Genomic DNA, 19,790 nt, shown 5'->3' on the forward strand with positions numbered 1-19,790 from the left:
TCAGTACTTCCTCTCAAGCGGCGGGTAACGCAACTCGCCCGCCTCGTTCTTGGTGAACACCACGGGCTTCCAGCCCAGCTCGATGTGATCGGCCGGGTGCGACGAGTGGGGGTCGCCCGACAGGTACGCCATGGTGTGCTGCATGTACTTCTCGTCGTCGCGCGTGGGGAAGTCGTCGCGCATGTGACCGCCACGGCTCTCTTCGCGGTTCTGCGCCGAGTAGACGACGACCTCGGCGAGGTCGAGCAGGAAGCCCAGCTCAACCGCTTCGAGCAGGTCGGTGTTGAAGCGCTTGCCCTTGTCGTCGACGTGGATGTTCTTGTAGCGCTCGCGCAGGTCGGCGATCACGTCGAGCACCTTCGAGAGCGAGTCGTGGGTGCGGAACACCTGCGCGCCCTTATCCATCTCGTCCTGCAGCGTCTTGCGCAGGACGGCGATGCGCTCGGTCCCGCTGTTGTTGCGGAGCCCCTCGATGAGTCCGCGCACCTCGGCGGCGGGGTCTTCGGGCAGGGGCACGAAGTCGGCCGTTTTGACGTACTCGACCGCGTTGCGTCCGGCGCGCTTGCCGAACACGTTGATGTCGAGCAGCGAGTTGGTGCCGAGGCGGTTCGAGCCGTGCACCGAGACGCAGGCGCACTCGCCGGCGGCGTAGAGGCCGGGCACGACGGTGTCGTTGTCGGCGAGCACCTCGGCCTTGATGTTGGTCGGGATGCCGCCCATCGCGTAGTGCGCGGTCGGCATGACGGGGACCGGCTCGACGACCGGGTCGACGCCCAGGTACGTGCGGGCGAACTCGGTGATGTCGGGGAGCTTGGTCTCGAGCACCTCGGCGCCCAGGTGGGTGCAGTCCAGCAGCACGTAGTCGCGGTGAGGGCCCGCGCCGCGGCCCTCCGAGACCTCCTGCACCATGCAGCGCGCGACGATGTCGCGGGGCGCGAGGTCCTTGATGGTCGGGGCGTAGCGCTCCATGAAGCGCTCACCGCTGGCGTTGCGCAGGATCGCTCCCTCGCCGCGGGCGCCCTCGGTGAGCAGGATGCCGAGACCGGCGAGGCCGGTCGGGTGGAACTGGAAGAACTCCATGTCCTCGAGCGGCAGGCCCTTGCGCCAGACGATGCCGACGCCGTCACCGGTCAGGGTGTGCGCGTTGGACGTGGTCTTGAAGATCTTGCCGAAACCACCGGTGGCGAAGACGACGGCCTTGGACTGGAAGACGTGCAGCTCGCCGGTGGCCAGGTCGTAGGCGACGACGCCGGCGACCTGGGTCGCGCCCGCCGCGTCCTTGACCGTGATCAGGTCGAGCACGTAGAACTCGTTGAAGAAGTTGATGCCGAGCTTGACGCAGTTCTGGAACAGCGTCTGGAGGATCATGTGGCCGGTGCGGTCGGCGGCGTAGCAGGCGCGGCGCACGGGCGTCTTGCCGTGGTCGGCGGTGTGACCGCCGAAGCGCCGCTGGTCGATCTTGCCCTCGGGCGTGCGGTTGAACGGCAGGCCCATGTTCTCGAGGTCGATGACGGCGTCGATGGCCTCTTTGGCGAGGATCTCGGCGGCATCCTGGTCGACCAGGTAGTCGCCGCCCTTGATGGTGTCGAAGGTGTGCCACTCCCAGGAGTCCTCTTCGACGTTCGCCAGCGCTGCGGCCATGCCGCCCTGTGCTGCGCCCGTGTGGGAGCGGGTGGGGTAGAGCTTCGAGATGACCGCGGTCTTCGCACCGGGTCCGGCCTCGATCGCCGCGCGCATGCCTGCGCCGCCGGCGCCGACGATGATGACGTCGAACTGGTGGTAGTGGACACCGTCTTTGACGGTGGAGTCCGCGGTGGTCTGAGTGCTCACGTGTGCAATACCTCTGCTGTCGGTCGAAAGAAGGGATGCCGTCGGCTCACGCCGCCTGGCACACGTCCCACAGGGAGCTGCTCTCGGTCACGCCGAGGCAGGGGTCGAAGGTGAAGACCACGAGCGTGCCGAGCACGATCAGGAAGCCCGCCGACAGCCACAGCGACCACACGAGGATCTTGCGGACCGTGGCGTGCGTGACGTAGTCGTTGACGATGGTGCGCATGCCGTTGGCTCCGTGGATGAGGGCCAGCCACAGCATCAGGACGTCCCACCACTGCCAGAACGGCGAGGCGAGCTTTCCCGCGACGAACGCGAAGTCGATCTGGTGGATGCCGTCGCCCGTCATGAGGTTGACGAACAGGTGGCCGAAGATCAGGACGATCAACAGCACGCCCGAGGCGCGCATGTAGAGCCAGCCCCACTTCTCGAGGTTGGCGCCCTTCTTGCGCACACTGGGCGTGCGCGGAGCGGGGATCGTGGCGGCTTCTTGGGCGACGGACATCAGTGGCTCCCGGTGACGGCGCTGAAGACGTTGATCAGGTGGCGCGGCGTGAAGCCGAGCATCGTGACGACCCAGAGGCCGAGCACGCCCCACCACAGCTGGCGCTGGTGGCGCGTGGCCCAGGGCCAGAAGTCGACCAGGATGATGCGCAGGCCGTTGAAGGCGTGGTAGGCGATCGCACCGACGAGGGCGACCTCGCCGAGACCCATGATGGGGTTCTTGTACGTGCCGATCACCGCGTCGTACGCCTCGGGGGACACGCGGATGAGCGCCGTGTCGAGGATGTGCACGAGCAGGAAGAAGAAGATCGCCACACCGGTGATGCGGTGCAGAACCCACGACCACATGCCTTCGCGGCCGCGGTACAGCGTTCCGCGCGGCCTCTTCGAGGTGGTCGCTTTCACTGACGGCGTGGCACGTGCTGGTGCTGACACGGTCGTCCTCCCTGATCGAACACGAGGTGAGGCCGACACAGGCCTCGAGCGTCACACGGGCGCCATTGAATACTACGTCCGGGCTATGAACGGCGGGGATTAGGGGCGCCTAACACTCTCTCGATGTCGAGATATCTCCGGTGCTGCGCCGCGCGCCCGGACGAGACCTGCGCCCACCTCACCCGGGTGGCGCTGCGCACCGCTTCTCGGGGGTGCGGGCCCCCGACCGCTAGGGTCGGGGCCATGGCTGACCCCGCTATCGAAGACTTCTACGCCGTGATCCCCGCCGGAGGCATCGGCAGTCGCCTCTGGCCGCTCTCGCGCGCCGACGCACCCAAGTTCCTGCACGACCTCACCGGGTCGGGGCAGACGCTGTTGCGCGACACGTGGGACCGGCTCGCGCCGCTCGCCGGCGAGGACCGCATCGCCGTCGTGACGGGCCGCGCCCACCGTGCCGCCGTCGAGCGGGAGCTCCCGGGCGTCCCCGACCACAACGTGTTCCTCGAGTCGGAGCCCCGCGACTCGTCGGCCGCCATCGGCCTCGCCGCCGCGATCCTCGTGCGCCGCGAACCCGACGTCATCATCGGATCGTTCGCCGCCGACCACGTCATCCGCCAGACCCGGCAGTTCGAGTTCGCCGTGCGCCAGGCCGTCGCCGTCGCGCGCGAGGGGTACATCTGCACCATCGGCATCCAGCCCAGCGAGGCCTCGGTGGGCTTCGGCTACATCAAGCAGGCCGGTGAGCTCATCGTCGACGGCGCCCCCGAGGCCTACATGGTGGAACGCTTCGTCGAGAAGCCCGACCTCGACACGGCGAAGCAGTACTTCGAAGACCGCGCGTACCTCTGGAACGCCGGCATGTTCATCACCCGCGCCGACGTGCTGCTGGCGGAGCTCGCCGTCAACGAGCCCGAACTGCACGCGTCGTTGATCGAACTCGCCGACGCCTGGGACGACCGCGATCGCCGGGGTCCCGCGGTCGACCGCCTGTGGCCGAGCCTGAAGAAGATCGCCATCGACTACTCGGTCGCCGAGCCGGCCGCCGAGAAGGGGCGCCTCGCCGTGATCCCCGGCCACTTCGACTGGGACGACGTGGGCGACTTCGCCAGCCTGTCCAAGCTCAACTCGCACGGTGGCCGCAACGAGCTCGCCATCCTCGGTGAGGACGCCCGCGTGCTCTCCGACGCCTCGAGCGGCATCGTCGTCTCGCAGACCAAGCGCGTGATCAGCCTCATCGGCGTACGCGACATCGTCGTCGTCGACACCCCCGACGCCCTCCTGGTCACCACCAGCGAGAACGCGCAGCGGGTCAAGGGCGTCGTCGACGCCCTCAAGCTCACGGGCCGCGGCGACGTGCTCTGAAACCGGATGCCACTGCTCGTGGCATCCGGTTCCGGTCCCCGTTGCTCGTGTGGCGGTCGCGTGACGCGAGATTGCGTCTTTGTAACCATTGGCGCGCACGGCGGCTCCCGGTGCGTGGGCACGACGACACAGTAGGTAACGTGACGGGATCGTCCCCCGAACCCGTTGGGGGCATCCGTCTTGGAGGACCATTCGTGAAGACCACGAAGAAGGCCGTCGTCAGCGGTCTCGCCATGATCGGCGCTGCTGTGCTGCTCGCCGGTTGCGGCGCAGCGCCCGAGAGCAACGGCGCGTCGGGCGGTGCCGGTTCCGGCGCCAGCGACTACCTGCCCTGCATGGTGTCGGACGCCGGCGGCTTCGACGACAAGTCGTTCAACCAGCTCGGTAAAGAGGGCGTCGACGCGGCCGCCACCGAGCTCGGCTCGAAGACCCCCATCGAGGTCGAGTCGCAGGCCGAGACCGACTACGCATCCAACCTGCAGAACCTGGTCGACCAGGGATGCAACACGATCGTCACGGTCGGCTTCCTCCTCGCCCCCGCGGCGCTCGAGTCGGCGAAGGCCAACCCCGACCTGCAGTACGTCTCGATCGACGACACCGTCGACAGCGACTTCGACGGCCAGACCGACGCGCCCAACATCAAGCCCATCATCTTCGACACCGCGCAGGCGGCCTACCTCGCCGGTTACCTCGCGGCGGGCACCTCGAAGACCGGCGTCGTCGGCACCTTCGGTGGCCTCAACATCCCGACCGTGAGCATCTTCATGGACGGCTTCGCCCAGGGCGTCGACAAGTACAACACCGACAACGGCACCAGCGTCCGCGTCGTCGGCTGGGACCGCGCCGCCCAGGACGGCTCGTTCACCGGTGGCTTCGAGGCGAACGACACCGCTCGCCAGACCGCGCAGGCGATCATCGACCAGAACGTCGACGTGCTCCTGCCCGTCGGCGGCCCGATCTACCAGTCGGCTGCCGTCGCCATCCGCGACGCCGGTCGCGAGATCGCCCTGGTCGGCGTCGACGCCGACGTGTACGAGACCGACCCCACCGTCGGCGACCTGCTGCTGACCTCGATCCTCAAGGGCATCGACGTCGGTACGAAGGACGCCATCGTCGCCGCCGGCAACGGCTCGTTCGACGCGGCTCCGTTCGTCGGCACGCTCGAGAACGAGGGCGTGGGCATCGCGGACTACCACGACTGGTCCGACCGGGTCCCCGCTGACCTCACGACCAAGATCGACGACCTCAAGGCCCAGATCGTCGACGGTTCGATCACCGTCGAGTCGTACCTCGCCGGCTGAGATCACGTACTGTCTCGGGGAGGCCGGCGCATGCCGGCCTCCCCTCCCTTTATGGCCGCAGTGACGGCCGCCCCCTGCTCGGGTCGCGCGCGACGCGGCCCTCCTGTCGAACGCCTGCGTCGCGCGGCGTCGAGAACTTAGGATCGGGAACATGAAGCTCGAACTCCGCGGGATCACGAAAACCTTCGGGTCCCTCGTGGCGAACGACCACATCGACCTCACTGTCGAGGCCGGAGAGATCCACTGCCTGCTCGGTGAGAACGGTGCCGGCAAGTCCACCCTGATGAACGTCCTCTACGGCCTCTACCAGGCCGACGGCGGAGAGATCCTGCTCGACGACGCCGTCCAGCACTTCTCCGGCCCCGGCGACGCGATGCGCGCCGGCATCGGCATGGTGCATCAGCACTTCATGCTCGTCCCCGTCTTCACCGTGGCCGAGAACGTCATGCTCGGGCACGAGCCGACGAAAGCCGGCGGTCGCCTCGACATCGCGGCCGCGCGCGCCAAGGTGAAGGAGATCTCCGACCGCTTCGGGTTCGACGTCGATCCCGATGCCCTCGTCGACGACCTGCCGGTCGGCGTGCAGCAGCGTGTCGAGATCGTCAAGGCGCTCTCGCGCGACGCGAAGGTGCTCGTGTTCGATGAGCCCACCGCCGTGCTCACGCCGCAAGAGACCGACGAACTCATGTCGATCATGCGGCAGCTCAAGGCCGCGGGCACCTCGATCGTCTTCATCACCCACAAGCTGCGTGAGGTCCGCGAGGTCGCGGATCGCATCACCGTCATCCGCCTGGGCAAGGTGGTCGGCGAGGCCGAACCCACCGCCTCCAACGCCGAACTCGCCTCGCTCATGGTCGGCCGCGCGGTCGAGCTCACCGTGCAGAAGGACGCGCCCACCCTCGGCGAGGTCGGGCTGTCGGTGAAGGGCCTGACCGTGGTCGACGCGATCGGACAGGTCGTCGTGAACGACGTGAGCTTCGAGGTGCGCCGCGGCGAGGTCCTCGCCATCGCGGGCGTGCAGGGCAACGGCCAAACCGAGCTCACCGAGGCCCTCGTCGGGCTGCAGGACCGGGTCGAAGGCTCCATCACGCTCGACGGCAAAGACCTCGCCGGTTCGACCGTCCGCGCGGTGCTCGATGCCGGTGTCGGCTTCGTCCCCGAGGACCGCAAAGAAGACGGCCTCGTGGGCGAGTTCTCGATCGCCGAGAACCTCATGCTCGATCGTGCCGACGGAGCCCCCTTCGTCAAGGGGGGAGCGCTGCAGCTGTCGACGCTGGCGGGCTTCGCCCGCGAGAAGGTGGCGGAGTTCGATGTGCGCACGCCCTCGATCGAGACGCCCGTCGGAAAGCTGTCCGGCGGAAACCAGCAGAAGGTCGTCCTCGCCCGCGAGCTCAGCCGCGAACTGCGGCTGTTCGTGGCGGCACAGCCCACCCGCGGCGTCGACGTGGGCTCGATCGAGTTCATCCACAAGCGCATCATCGAGACGCGCGACACGGGCGTGCCGGTGATCGTCGTCTCCACCGAGCTCGACGAGGTGACCGCGCTCGCTGATCGGATCATGGTCATGTACCGCGGCCGCGTGGTCGGCATCGTGCCCGGCGACACCACCCGCGACGTGCTGGGCCTGATGATGGCCGGCGAAACACCCCAGAACGAAGGAGTCGCGGCGTGAGCGATCCGCACAGCCCGCACGACCCGAGTGCCACGCGCGCGGACCGCGCCGCCGAGGTCGCCGATCAGACCTCCGCCGGTGCTGCCCTCGAGGGCGCTGCCGAGGTCGACCCGGCCGCCGGCGCACGCGTGGTCGCCCCCGAGCCCGCCACCGAAGAGAACCGTTGGCGCCGCGCGTTGCGCGAGGTCGCCACCGGCAACGCCATCATCTCGGTCCTCGCCGTCATCCTCGCCCTCCTCGTCGGAGCGGTGATGATCGCGGCGACCGACGAGAACGTCCAGGCGTCCGCGGTCTACTTCTTCGCGCGCCCGGGCGACACCCTCGTCGCGATCTGGCAGTCCGTGTCGGGTGCCTACGCGTCGTTCTTCCAGGGTGCGATCTACAACTTCCGCCGCCCCGAGTTCGCGACCGGGATCCGTCCTCTGACCGAGACCCTGACCTTCGCGACGCCGCTCATCGCTGCGGGCCTCGGAGTGGCGCTTGCGTTCCGCGTCGGCATGTTCAACATCGGTGGTCGCGGACAGATGCTCGTCGCCGCGGCGGCCGGCGGCTACGTCGCGTTCGCCTTCGACCTCCCCTGGGGCCTGCACGCCCTCGTCGCGCTCGTCGCGGGCGTCGTGGCGGGTGCCCTGTGGGCGGGAATCGCGGGGCTCCTGAAGGCCCGCACCGGAGCGCACGAGGTGATCGTCACGATCATGCTCAACTACGTCGCGTTCTACCTCGTCTACTACCTGCTGCGCACCCCCGGCCTGCTGCAGGCTCCGGGATCGAGCAACCCCACCACGCCGGCGATGAAAGAGACCGCGGTCTTCCCCGACCTGTTCGGCCCCGCGTACAACCTGCACTTCGGGTTCCTGCTCTCCCTCGCCGCCGTCGTCCTGGTGTGGTGGATCCTCGAGCGCTCGTCGCTGGGCTTCCGTTTCCGCGCGGTCGGGCTCAACCCGAACGCCGCGCGCGTGGCCGGCATCAACGTCAAGTCGATGTACGTGGTCGCGATGCTGATCTCCGGCGGCCTCATCGGCCTCGCCGGCGTTGACCAGGTGCTCGGCACCGTGACGACGGGCTTCTCGAGCGGTATCGACGCCGGCATCGGGTTCGACGCCATCACGGTGGCCCTGCTGGGCCGATCCACTCCGGTCGGCGTGCTGGTCGCCGGCATCCTGTTCGGCGCGTTCAAGGCCGGCGGCTTCGCCATGCAGGCCGCGAACGGTGTGCCGATCGACATCGTGCTCGTCGTGCAGTCCCTCATCGTGCTGTTCATCGCCGCACCCCCGCTCGTGCGCGCCATCTTCCGTCTGCCCGCGCCCGGTGCGCGCGCGTCGAAGACCCGCGCCGCCAAGAAGAAGGAGGCGGTCAAGTGAGCACCACCGCACAGCACCACGGGGTGTCACCACAGCCGGAGGCGCTCGACACGGCCGTCGTCCTCAGCTGGAAGGCGCCGATCGTCTACGGCGTCATCACCGTGCTCGCCGCGGTGCTCTTCGTCGTGGCCAGCCAGGACGGCGACGCGGTGTTCCGCATCTCGAGCCCGGGGGAGTTCCTGCAACTGCCCGAGGTGGTGCTCGGAGGGGTCGTCACCGGCGCCGTCTGCACCGTCCTGCTCGCGCTCGTCACCGTCGCCAGCGTCCTGCTGGTGCGCGCGCACCGCCGGCCGCCGCTGTGGCTGGCCGTCATCTTCGCGCTGGTCTTCATGGTCGGCTTCCTCACCTGGGCCGCCGCCGGAGCCACCACCTCGGTGATCCCGTTGACCGGCCTGCTCGCCGGTGGCCTCAGCCTGTCGGTCCCGCTGATCTTCGGGGCGATGGCCGGTGTCCTGAGCGAGCGCGTGGGCGTGGTGAACATCGCGATCGAGGGCCAGCTCCTCGCGGGGGCGTTCACCTCGGCGATCGTCGCCACCGCGACCGGGAACCCGTTCATCGGGCTGCTCGCGGCCGGCGTCTCGGGCGTGCTCGTGTCGTTCGTGCTCGCGGCGTTCGCGATCAAGTACTTCGTCGACCAGGTGATCGTCGGTGTCGTCTTGAACGTGCTCGTGGTGGGGCTGACGAGCTTCCTCTTCTCCCAGCTGCTCGCCCCGAACGCCGCGACGCTGAACGCGCCGCCGCGCTTCCCGCGCCTGCCGATCCCGTTCCTCGCCGACATCCCCCTTATCGGGCCCATGCTGTTCAACCAGACGATCATCGTGTACCTGATGTACGTCACGGTGGCGCTGGTGTACGTGGGCCTGTTCCACACGCGCTGGGGTCTGCGTCTGCGCGCGGTCGGCGAGCACCCGCAAGCCGCCGACACGGTGGGCATCAACATCGCCAAGACCCGCTTCTGGAACGTGGCGCTGGGCGGCGCGATCGCGGGCGTCGGTGGCGCGTTCTTCACGCTCGGTTCGGTCGGAGCCTTCAACAAAGAGATGACGGCCGGTGCCGGTTACATCGCTCTGGCGGCGGTCATCTTCGGCCAGTGGGACCCGATCCGAGCGACCCTCGCGGCCCTGCTGTTCGGCTTCGCCTCGAACCTGCAGAACACCCTCGGCGTCATCGGGTCGCCCGTGCCGAGCGAGTTCATGCTGATGCTGCCGTACGTCGTGACGATCTTCGCCGTCGCCGGTCTCGTCGGGAAGGTCCGCGGCCCCGCGGCCGCCGGCAAACCATATATCAAGGGCTGAACCCGCCCACTTCGCCTTCACGAGAGGACCCTGCACTCCACGATGACCGACATCGACTGGGATGAGTTGCGCTCCGCCGCGACCGACGCCATGCACCGCGCCTACGCGCCCTACTCCCGCTTCAAGGTGGGCGCCGCGGCGCTCGTCGCCGACGGCCGCATCGTCTCGGGATGCAACGTCGAGAACGCCTCGTACGGGGTGACGCTGTGCGCCGAGTGCGGGCTCGTCTCCGAACTGCACATGAGCGGTGGCGGCCAGCTCGTCGCGTTCGTGTGCGTCGACGGCGAGGGGCGCACGCTCATGCCGTGCGGTCGCTGCCGCCAGCTGCTGTTCGAGCACGCCATCCCCGGGATGCTGCTCGAGACCGTCAGCGGCATCCGCACGATCGACGAAGTGCTGCCCGACGCCTTCGGGCCCCGCGAGCTCGAGGAGGCGGCACGATGACCACCGTTCACCCGCACGACGCGGTCGAAGTCATCCGCACCAAGCGCGACGGCGGCACGATCTCGGAGTCGGCCCTGCGCTGGCTCATCGAGCACTACACCAAGGGTTACGTCTCCGACGCGCAGATGGCCTCGTTCGCCATGGCCGTGCTGCTGCGGGGGATGGAACGCGACGAGATCCGCGTGATGACCGATGCCATGATCGCCTCGGGCGAGCGCATGGACTTCTCGTCGCTCGGCAAGCCGACGGTCGACAAGCACTCCACCGGCGGGGTCGGCGACAAGATCACGCTCCCGCTGGCGCCCCTCGTGGCCGCGTTCGGCGTCGCCGTGCCGCAGCTCTCGGGTCGCGGCCTCGGGCACACCGGCGGCACGCTCGACAAGCTCGAGTCGATCCCCGGCTGGCGCGCAGCGCTGTCGAACGACGAGATCATGGCGCAGCTCGCCGACGTCGGCGCGGTCATCTGCGCCGCGGGCACCGGGCTCGCCCCGGCCGACAAGAAGCTCTACGCCCTCCGCGACGTCACCGGAACGGTCGAGGCGATCCCGCTGATCGCGTCGAGCATCATGTCGAAGAAGATCGCCGAGGGCACCGACTCGCTCGTGCTCGACGTGAAGTTCGGCTCCGGCGCCTTCATGCAGGACATCGACCGCGCACGCGAGCTGGCCCGCACCATGGTGGCCCTGGGCACCGATTCCGGCGTCAACACCACCGCGCTCCTCACCGACATGAACACCCCGCTCGGCCTCGCCATCGGCAACGCCAACGAGGTGCGCGAATCGGTCGAGGTGCTCGCCGGCGGTGGCCCCGCCGACGTCGTGGAGCTCACGGTCTCGCTCGCCCGCGAGATGCTGACGCTCGCCGGTCAGCCCGACGCCGACGTCGAGGCGGCGTTGAACGACGGCCGCGCGATGGACGTCTGGAAGCGCATGATCCGCGCGCAGGACGGTGATCCGGATGCCGCCCTGCCCACGCCGCGCGAGACCCACACGGTCGTCGCCGACCGCTCGGGCATCGTCACGCGCATCGAGGCGTTGCCGTTCGGAATCGGCGCCTGGCGCCTGGGCGCCGGTCGCGCCCGTGCCGAAGACGCGGTCGTGCACGCCGCGGGCATCGACCTGCACGTCGCCGTCGGCCAGCCGATCACGGCCGGTCAGCCCCTGTTCACGCTGTCAGCCGACGACGGGGCACGCTTCGAGCGGGCACTCGCCTCGGTCGATGGAGCGTGGGAGATCGGCGACACGACGCCTGCGGCATCCCCGCTCGTGCGCGAGCGCATCACCGCGTGATGGCATCCGACCGAAGGAGCAGCACCATGGCCACCGACGACGTCCGCATCGAGGGTGTGAAGGTGCAGAGCCTGCCCAAGGTGTCGCTGCACGATCACCTCGACGGGGGACTGCGCCCGCAGACCGTCCTCGAGCTGGCCGATGAGATCGACCTCGACCTCCCCGCCGACGACGCGAAGGGCCTCGAGGCCTGGTTCTCGGACCACATCGACGGCGGATCGCTCGAGGACTACCTCGAGAAGTTCTCGGCGACGGTCGGGGTGATGCAGACCCGCGAGGGTCTCGTGCGCACCGCGAAGGAGTTCGTCGAGGATCTCGCCGCCGACGGCGTCGTCTACGGCGAGGTGCGGTGGGCGCCGGAACAGCACCTCACCCGCGGTCTCAGCCTCGACGACGTCGTGGATGCGGTGCAGGAGGGCATCGAAGCGGGGGAAGACGCCGCCGACGCCCGCGGACAGGACATCCGCGTGGGTCAGCTGCTCACGGCGCTGCGCCACAACGACAACTCCCGCGACATCGCCGAACTCGCCGTCTCGTGGCGCGGTCGTGGCGTCGTCGGCTTCGACATCGCCGGTCCGGAAGACGGCTTCCTGCCGTCGCGTCACCGCGCGGCGTTCGACTATCTGGCCGAGCAGTTCTTCCCCACCACGGTGCACGCCGGTGAGGGGGCGGGTCTGGCATCCATTCGTTCCGCACTCCTCGACGGACGCGCCCTGCGCCTCGGCCACGGTGTGCGCATCGCCAACGACCTCGACGTCGTCTCGCGCGAGGGCGAAGAGGTGCAGGTCACCTTCGGCGACCTGGCGCGCTGGGTGCGCGACCGCGAGATCACGCTCGAACTGTCGCCGACCTCGAACCTGCAGAGCGGCGCCGTGACGGCCTGGGGCGACACGATGGACGCCCACCCGTTCGACCTGCTGTACCAGCTCGACTTCTCGGTGACGGTGAACGTCGACAACCGCCTCATGAGCGCGACGACGCTCACCCGTGAGCTGGGGCTGCTGGCCCAGGCGTTCGACTACGACCTGGGTGACCTCGAGGCGTTCCAGCTCAACGCCGCCGCCGGCGCATTCCTGCCGGTGGAGGAGCGCGAAGAGCTCATCGAGATCATCTCGGAGGGCTTCCAGCCCTGACCCGACCTCGGGCGCGCGTCGATGCCGGCGTGCGCCCGTCGTGGTTCCCAGGCTCGTTCCGAGGCGCCCGCGGGGGACGACCGGCCCCCCACACGTACGCGGCGGCGGCGAGCACGGACCCCGCGAGCACGAGGATCCACCACGGGAACGTGGGGATCTCGGGGCGGATTCCTGCGCCGTCGAGGGCGACCTGCGGGGTCGGGATGACACGTTCACCCGTGACGAGGATGCGGTGGCTGTTCACGCCCAGCGGGGTGCACGTCACGAGGGTGACGAGATCGCGCCCCACCACGGGGACCAGCGACTCGGTGTCTTCGGGTTCGACCACGAGGGTCTGCACGACGCGGTACACCAGCACCTCGCCGAACACCTCGATCGTGACGGTGTCGTCGAGGGCGACCCGATCCAAGTGCGTGAACAGTTCCGCGGTGGCGAGCCCGCGATGCGCGGTGAGCACCGAGTGGGTGGTCTCGCCGCCGACCGGCAGAGCGGTGCCCTCGAGGTGCCCCACGCCCTCGTAGAGGACCTGCTCGCTGGTGCCGTGGTACACGGGGAGGTCGACGTCGATCGAGGGGATCTTCACCCGTGCCATGAGCCCCGATTGATCGGAGCGAAGTTGCTCGGCGTAGTCGGTCTGCTGATCGGGGGAGTTCGCCAGCGGGAGCCGCTCGTTCGCGGCGATCTCGGCGCCGCCGTCGACGAGCCGCGTGTTGTACTCCCGTGCCGCGTCGAGTCGGTCGGCGAGCGTGTCGGCGCCGAGGTCGCGGATCTGATCCGAGTAGCCGTCGATGATCTGCGATTGGGCGTACTGGGCGAACCAGCCGGCGACGGTGGGGTACATCAGCAGGCAGACGCCCGCCAGCGCCCCCACCGCCAGAAGCAGGGAGACGATCGAGAGCCGCCAGCGCGGGCGCCGGCGGTCACGTCGCACGGGTGGAGGGGAGGCCCGCGCATCGGGGCTCCCCTCCGGCGAGGGGGACGAGGCCGCGGCGCCCGGCCGCTGCGTCGTCCCCCCGCTCACCGATCGACCGTCCTCAGGCCGGAGCCTGGGCCGCGCGGGTACGCCGACGAGCGACGACCAACGCCGAGCCGACCATGACCGTCAGCAGGGCCGCCCCGCCGACGCCGAACCAGAGGCCGCCGTCGCCACCCGTGATGGGCAGGGCGAATGCGGGCACCTGGTTGTGGGCGAACTCGAGGTAGTTGCGCACGGGGGCGGTGGTCGAGGTCGGGCCGGGTACCACGGCGGTCAGGATACGGTCGGGCGACGGCAGCTGGTAGCCGGTGGGAGCCGTGATCTCGCGCACCCAGTAGTTGCCCGGTGTGATGATCGGGATGAGCACGTTGCCGTTGGCCAGGGTCAGCCAGTTCGTCTCGCCGTTGATCACGATCGGATTGGCGCCGTTGATGGCATCCTGCTCCGTGAGGAACACCTGGTACGTCGCGCCGGCGAGCGGGACGCGCGCGCCGTTCGAGGTCGTGTACGCCGACACCGTGAGCTGGCCGATCGGCGTGCTGCCGGTGACCGACTCGGTGCTGCCGTTGATGTTCGCCGTCGCGGTGTTGACGATGACGCCGCTGGCCGGGATGGAGGTGGCCCTGGTCAGCACGTTGAACGTCACGGTGCCGCCGGGGAGGCCGCCGAGGCGGGTGCGTCCGGCGGGCGTGAAGGTCACCGTGAGAGCACCGGCGGTGTTGGCGACGGTGTAATCGGTGGTCTCGGTGAAGCTCTGCGTGACGCCGGCGGCGTTGGTGACCACGACGTTCGACGGGGTGACCCCGGGGGGGACGGTGGCCGCCGTCAGGTAGGTCAGCTCGGACGGCAGGTTGTCGGTGAGCGTGAACACGTCGATGGCGTCACCGGCGGCGAGCGTCGGGATCGACGAGGCGACGGCCCAGCGGATCAGGTCGGGGTTGCGCTGCTCGACAGACCCGGCGGGTGCCGGAACGCGCGTCTTCGTCAGCTGCGTGACGGCGTTCTTGGGGTAGACGTGGACGTCGTAGATCCACTGGTTGGCCGGGGATCCGGCCGCGCCGGTCGGCGTGGGCAGCGTCACCAGGAAGGGGGCGGCCGGGTTGGTGGCGGTGGCCGGCAGTTGCGTCTCGGTGATGAGGTAGACGCCGATGGGCAGTCCGTCCGGGTACAGCGCGGGGTCGGGGGCGAACGTCGCGAGACCGGCGGTGTTCGACAACGACGAGACGAAGCTGACCGTGTTGGGGCGCTGAGCGGCCTGCGCCGGCGTCAGCGTGGCGGCCTGGGACCACCCCGCGGAGGTGGTCAGGTCGACGCCCGACACGAGGGTGGCGGTGAACTGCGCGCCGGAGAGGGGGTCGGCGGGCGGGTTCGCCAGCTCCTGACCCGTCGACGTCGGGTTCAGCGGCGTCGACGGCCCCAGCGCGTGCTTGTGCAGCGTCAGGGTGCGGGTGACGGTGGAGTCGATGTTGCCCGGGAGTGTCACGGCCGATGCCGGTGCGACGGCACCGACGACGGTGAGGGCTCCGAGCGCGAGGACGCTCAGAACGGCGCCTGCTCTCTTTCGGATGGACATGTGCGTGCCTTTCGGAAGGTGGTGAAGGGTGGGAATCGAGAAGTCGTGCAGTCGGCGGTGTCGCGCGACGGGAGAGGTCATAGCGGAAGGCTTCCTCCCTTGCGTCTGCGGTGGATCACGGCGCCCCCGACGGTCAGGGCGAGCAGGAGACCTCCGGAGAAGAGGAAGGTGTCGGCGCCGAGACCGCCCGTCATCGGCAGGGCGGGGCCGGTCACGGGCGCGTTGACGAACCGGTACACGGCGCTCTGTCCCGCGGCGGGCGCGGTGATGCTCCGGCTCGCCACCGTGGTCCAGGTCGCTCCGTCGAGGCGCTCGAGGCGCAGCGTCTGGTACGCCAGGCGGGTTCCCGCGACCGTCGGCGCCTCCGACAGCGTGTAGCCGTGGCCCGGGCGCACCTCGAAGGTGCTCGCGGCGTTCCCGCCGACGGCGTCGTACGCCGCACCCACGCGACTCTGCGTCGGCAGGGACGCCCCGGCCAGCACCGCGGGGGTCGCCGTCACCGTCCACGTGGCCGGGACGAAGCCGGTGCTGGGGGTGAGCACGTCCTTCAGCACCGTCAGGGTCGCCGTCGCGTTGGTGACCGTGCAGGTGACCGCGGCTCCCGTTCGCAGAGTGACGTCGCCGGCCGTCGACACCGCGACGACGGTTCCCGTCGATTCGATGCAACGCCAGGCCCCCACCTGCAGATAGGTGGCGGTGGTTCCGGCTTCCGAGAGGCGGTACGCGCGGCCGGGGCTGACGGGCACGTTCGTCGTGGCGGCCGTTCCGGTGCGTCCGGTGGGGCCGGGCAGCGAACCGGTCGATGCGGCGGCGGTGAGCGTCCAGTCCGTCGCCGCGGCCGCGCCGAACGACACGGACTTCACCAGGGTGAGAGAGGTGACCGGCTGCGTGATGAGCGTGCACGCGACGATCGCGGACGGAGCGACGTTGGGCAGGGTGCCGCTGACCACGCCGCCCGCGGTGGTGAACGTGACGGCGACCGCCGTGCCGTTGACGGTGCACGCTCCGCTGACGAAAGTGAACCGGGTCTGCAACACCTCGGAGATCGTCAGCGTGGCGCGGGACGCCGCCGAGCCGAAGAGGACACTCCACACGGCGTTGCCGGAGGGATCCGAGTTCTGGCGCGGTGCTTCGCTGGGGAGCGCGGTGGCGGTTCCTGCGGTGGCCGCGGCCGCGGTGCCCAGGCTCCACCCGGCGACCGGGGTGGTCTGCCCCGTGGCCGGATCGAGCACGCGTGCGGTGAGAGTCACCGTCGCGACGGGGCTGGGGGAGTTGAAGAACGTGCACACGACGCTCGCCCCGAAGCGCTCGGGCATGGTGACGTCGGCGCTCGCGGAGCTCGCGCTCGTGATCCGGATGCCGTCGCTCCAGCACTCCAGGCGGATGGTATACGCCCCGATCGTCGAGGTCGAGCCCGCCGCCATGGTCTCGGAGACCGTCAGGGTCGTGCCCACCTGCACGGGGAACGGGCCGACTTGGGCCGATTGACGCCCGGTGGCGGCACCCGTGATGACGGCGGTGCCCACCGCGCCGCTGGCGTCGGACAGCGAGAGCTGGAACTGATCGGCGGCCGCGGCGCGTCCCACGACGTTCTTCTGCACGGTGACGCTTCCGGGACCGGTGCAGCTGGCCAGGTCGCTGGCGGCGATGTCGAGGCGCGGCGACCCGGCGATGCGCGTCCACGACGTGGGGTCGAACTCGTAGGCGCTGGTGTTGCTGGCGAGGTAGACGGTGCCGCGCGGCGAGAAGGCGAGTCCCGTGACGCTGCCGAAGGCCGGTGCCGGGGTGGGGTCGATGCCGACGAGCGCGCGGGTGTTGGAGGTGTTCACGGCGAGCGTGCCGCCGCTGGCCGCGGCCAGGGTCTCGGTCGTGACCGTGAAGATGGCGGCGCTGCTGGCGTTGTTGACGGTCGCCGCGCCCAGCACGTAGAGGTTGCCGCGGGAGTCGAAGGCCATGTCGCCGTTGCCGTTGGGGGCGGTGCCCGCCGAGAAGGAGCCGAGGTAGGCGAACCGCGACGCGGTCGGCGCCGACTCGGTGAAGCTCCACAGGTGGAACGCGCCGTTGGTGAACTTGCCGAAGAGGTACCGGCCGGTGGAGAGGTCGACGGCGCCGGTGACGATGCTGCCGGCGACGGCGGTGCCCCCGGGCCCGGCGGTCGTATACGCGGTGCCCGCGAGGGTCTCGAAGCCTCCGCTCGGCGTCCACTTGAGGATCGACAGCACGTTCGCGCCGTCGGTGGAGCGGTTCAGGGCGTACGCGGTGGTTCCGCCCGCGGAGATGCCGAGCGAGTTCGCGGCCGCGACGTTCGGCCAGGTGCCGACGGTCGTCTGGCCTCCGCCGACGATGTCGCCCTGCACGAGTGCGCCCGTGACGGTCAGGCCGTAGAACAACCCGCTGTCGCAGGCCAGGCGCGTCTGCTGCAGGGTGTTCGTGAAGGTGCAGACGATCTCGGCGCCCGCGTCATCCGGCATCCTGATCGTCCCCGAGCGCGACGTGCCGGTGGCCACGACCGTGCCGTCGCGGGTGCAGTCGTACGAGGCGGCGTAGCCGAGTCCCGTTCCCGAGGTGGGCGATTCACTGATCGTGTAGGTGCCGCCGGGGTTCACGATCAGGCGCGAGATCTGCGCCGACTGCACGCCGGAGCTGTTGCCGGTCGTCGTCGTCGTGGCCAGTGTGGCCGCGGAGGTGCGGATCGAGAGGGTGAACTGATCGGTCGAGGCGCCGCGCGCGGGCAGGTTCTTGCGCAGGGTGAGGCGAGTGGCGGGGGTGACGGCGAGCGTCGTCGCCTCGGTGGCGATGAGCGGGGTGACGACGTTGCCGGGGCCGTTCGTGTACGTGCCCTCGACGGATGCCACGACGTTCACCGTGATCGTGCACGAGGTGTTCGCGCTTCCGGCGGGGAGGTCGCCGCCGACGGCGGCGATGCTCGAGCCCCCGGCGAGGGCGGTGACGACGAAGGCCGTACCGGTGACCTGCGTGCACGTGCCGCCGATCGCCGGTGTCGGGGCGACGGTGAGCCCGGCGGGAAGGGTGTTGGTGAACGACCAGTCGTTCTTCGACGCGCCCTCGGAGGTGTTGGTGACGGTGTAGGTGAGCGTCGAGGTCGAGCCGACGGCGACGCTGGCGGGCGAGAACGACAGGTCGAGACGGGGGGTGGCATCGAGCACGCGCAGATTGTCGATGCCGAAAGCGCTGCCGGCGCCGGTCGTCGTGTTCGTCAGGCGCACCTGGGCGGCGGAGATCTGTGCGGGCGTGAGCAGCGCCGCCGCCGTGCCCGTGTAGGTCGTGGCGCGGGCGGAGGTGCTGATGGTGGGATCGAGGATGCCGCCGATCGAGCCGCCCGGGGCGAGCACGGGCGTCGAGGTGTAGAACACGGGGCCGGTCGCCGCGCACGGGTTCACGGCGGTGGGGAAGGCGCTGAGCAGCGTTGTCGTTCCCGAGAAGAGTCCCGCCGACAGCGCGGGCGTGTTCGCCGAGCACGCGGCGGCGGCGGCGTCGAACCGCACGGTGTAGTAGCGGGATGCGGTCGCGCTCACGCCGATGCCGGCGGTGCTCTGGGCGAGCGTCGTGCCCCCGGCGACGGTGGTGTAGGGGAGGGCCACCACGGCGTGGTTGCCGCGGGTCGCGTCGGTGGAGCCGCTGGCCGGGGTGCCGGCGGCGGTCGATCCGGCGACGCCCGCGCCGAGCTGGCCGAGGACGTCGGCCAGGCGACGGACTTCGCGGGCGGAGAGCGACGAGTTCGAGACGATGCCCTGGTTGGGGCAGACCTGCGCGTTCGGGTAGGGGGCGGCGTACGCCAGCACCACGCCGGTGCAGGTGGAGCCACTCGCCCAGCCGGTCGAGGCGGTGAAGCGCCCGGTGGCGTAGCCGGTGATGGAGGTGAGCGTGGTCGGAGTCAGGCCCTGTTCGAAGCTCTCGGTCCACACCGTGGCGGGTGCCTCGGGAACCCCCGCCGCGAGGGCGTCGATGCGTGCGCTCGGCGGAGCGCGCTGCGCCGGCATGCCGGTGTCGGCGCCGTCACGCGCCTCGGGGCCGGGGGTCGAGTCGGCGTCGCCGGGCGGGTCGGCCTCGTCGCCGGGTGAGGATTCGGCGGGCGGGTCGGGAGTTTCGCCGCCGTCCGGGGAGGGCGTCGACGGGACGTCGACGGTGTCGTCGTCGTCGGGGGCCGGTGAGGGAAGGGGGCGGTCGGCGCCGGGCGTGGGGGCTGCGATCGTCGCCGACGCGCTCGGGCTCGCCGCGGGCGACGGCGTGCCGGGGGCGTCGCTCGGGCTCGGCATCGGTGATGGGGCGACGGTCGACTCACTCGGGTTCCCCGTGGGGGACGGCGGAAGGGGGAGCGCGCTCGCCGGAGCGACACCCGACCCCACCAGCACCGCCATGACCGCCAGCGTCGCCGCCGCGGAAGCGACGAGCGCGCGCGGGCGGCGCGCGCCGGGGGGACGCGAGTGATGCATGGGCCTCTTGCGCGACGCTCAGCGCCGCGGGGTCGCGAATCACCGACCGGGGGGTCGCGGCGATCCGGGGGGACGGGACGATCGGGGTCTCGTCCGCCTCATCTGCCTCGCGAGGACCCGTACGACCGATGCTACGAATCCGCTGAGCGGTCGGGAACAGA

Annotated in this window: 14 protein-coding genes; 8 read left to right on the forward strand and 6 right to left on the reverse strand. The window is 70.1% G+C overall.

Features of this window, described 5'->3' with window-relative positions; translation table 11 throughout:
* Genes sdhA through sdhC form a run of 3 tightly spaced genes read right to left on the reverse strand, consistent with a single transcriptional unit; the run spans nucleotide 1 to nucleotide 2,769 of the window.
* On the reverse strand, nucleotides 1-1,830 hold the full coding sequence (sdhA, locus tag IFU19_RS09570; RefSeq protein ID WP_055834358.1) for a succinate dehydrogenase flavoprotein subunit: 1,830 nt from the start codon (nucleotides 1,828-1,830) through the stop codon (nucleotides 1-3).
* Nucleotides 1,831-1,876: 46 nt separating this feature from the next.
* The gene (locus tag IFU19_RS09575; RefSeq protein WP_055834361.1) at nucleotides 1,877-2,335 is read right to left on the reverse strand and encodes a succinate dehydrogenase hydrophobic membrane anchor subunit; all 459 of its coding nucleotides are present in this window, start codon (nucleotides 2,333-2,335) and stop codon (nucleotides 1,877-1,879) included.
* Nucleotides 2,335-2,769, reverse strand: a complete 435-nt coding sequence (gene sdhC / locus IFU19_RS09580; protein WP_082509292.1) for a succinate dehydrogenase, cytochrome b556 subunit — start codon at nucleotides 2,767-2,769, stop codon at nucleotides 2,335-2,337. The genes IFU19_RS09575 and sdhC overlap by 1 nt, the downstream gene beginning before the upstream one ends.
* A gap of 243 nt (nucleotides 2,770-3,012) precedes the next feature.
* Between sdhC and IFU19_RS09585 the strand changes: the two genes are divergently transcribed.
* The 8 genes from IFU19_RS09585 (at nucleotide 3,013) to IFU19_RS09620 (ending at nucleotide 12,626) form a co-directional block, all read left to right on the forward strand.
* Nucleotides 3,013-4,131 (forward strand): mannose-1-phosphate guanylyltransferase, encoded by a 1,119-nt coding sequence (locus IFU19_RS09585; RefSeq protein WP_055834364.1) that lies wholly within the window; start codon nucleotides 3,013-3,015, stop codon nucleotides 4,129-4,131.
* Nucleotides 4,132-4,364: 233 nt separating this feature from the next.
* Nucleotides 4,365-5,432: a BMP family lipoprotein gene (locus IFU19_RS09590; protein WP_055835885.1), complete on the forward strand. Its 1,068-nt coding sequence runs from the start codon at nucleotides 4,365-4,367 to the stop codon at nucleotides 5,430-5,432.
* A gap of 151 nt (nucleotides 5,433-5,583) precedes the next feature.
* Nucleotides 5,584-7,104, forward strand: coding sequence for an ABC transporter ATP-binding protein (locus IFU19_RS09595; protein WP_055834367.1), 1,521 nt, complete (start codon nucleotides 5,584-5,586; stop codon nucleotides 7,102-7,104).
* Nucleotides 7,101-8,465, forward strand: coding sequence for an ABC transporter permease (locus IFU19_RS09600; RefSeq protein ID WP_181015987.1), 1,365 nt, complete (start codon nucleotides 7,101-7,103; stop codon nucleotides 8,463-8,465). The genes IFU19_RS09595 and IFU19_RS09600 overlap by 4 nt, the downstream gene beginning before the upstream one ends.
* Nucleotides 8,462-9,760 carry an ABC transporter permease gene (locus IFU19_RS09605; RefSeq protein WP_441004772.1) on the forward strand — a complete coding sequence of 433 codons (1,299 nt, stop codon included), beginning with the start codon at nucleotides 8,462-8,464 and terminating at the stop codon, nucleotides 9,758-9,760. Before IFU19_RS09600 ends, IFU19_RS09605 begins: the two co-directional genes overlap by 4 nt.
* 42 nt (nucleotides 9,761-9,802) lie before the next feature.
* On the forward strand, nucleotides 9,803-10,204 hold the full coding sequence (locus tag IFU19_RS09610) for a cytidine deaminase (protein ID WP_055834370.1): 402 nt from the start codon (nucleotides 9,803-9,805) through the stop codon (nucleotides 10,202-10,204).
* Nucleotides 10,201-11,493 carry a thymidine phosphorylase gene (locus IFU19_RS09615; RefSeq protein ID WP_055834373.1) on the forward strand — a complete coding sequence of 431 codons (1,293 nt, stop codon included), beginning with the start codon at nucleotides 10,201-10,203 and terminating at the stop codon, nucleotides 11,491-11,493. The genes IFU19_RS09610 and IFU19_RS09615 overlap by 4 nt, the downstream gene beginning before the upstream one ends.
* A 26-nt stretch (nucleotides 11,494-11,519) precedes the next feature.
* Nucleotides 11,520-12,626, forward strand: coding sequence for an adenosine deaminase (locus IFU19_RS09620; protein ID WP_191915173.1), 1,107 nt, complete (start codon nucleotides 11,520-11,522; stop codon nucleotides 12,624-12,626).
* Here the strand turns inward: IFU19_RS09620 and IFU19_RS09625 are convergent.
* The 3 genes from IFU19_RS09625 to IFU19_RS09635 form a co-directional block, all read right to left on the reverse strand.
* On the reverse strand, nucleotides 12,601-13,557 hold the full coding sequence (locus tag IFU19_RS09625) for a class C sortase (protein ID WP_342343400.1): 957 nt from the start codon (nucleotides 13,555-13,557) through the stop codon (nucleotides 12,601-12,603). The genes IFU19_RS09620 and IFU19_RS09625 overlap by 26 nt on opposite strands.
* A 103-nt stretch (nucleotides 13,558-13,660) precedes the next feature.
* A complete protein-coding gene (locus tag IFU19_RS09630) occupies nucleotides 13,661-15,256 on the reverse strand; it encodes a SpaH/EbpB family LPXTG-anchored major pilin (RefSeq protein ID WP_249405402.1) in 1,596 nt (531 codons plus the stop codon).
* Complete coding sequence (locus IFU19_RS09635; protein ID WP_192013531.1) at nucleotides 15,253-19,452, reverse strand: DUF7933 domain-containing protein; 4,200 nt, start codon at nucleotides 19,450-19,452, stop codon at nucleotides 15,253-15,255. The genes IFU19_RS09630 and IFU19_RS09635 overlap by 4 nt, the downstream gene beginning before the upstream one ends.
* Nucleotides 19,453-19,790 lie beyond the last annotated feature (338 nt).

The organism is Microbacterium sp. CFBP 8794 (assembly GCF_014841235.1).
Classification (GTDB): domain Bacteria; phylum Actinomycetota; class Actinomycetes; order Actinomycetales; family Microbacteriaceae; genus Microbacterium.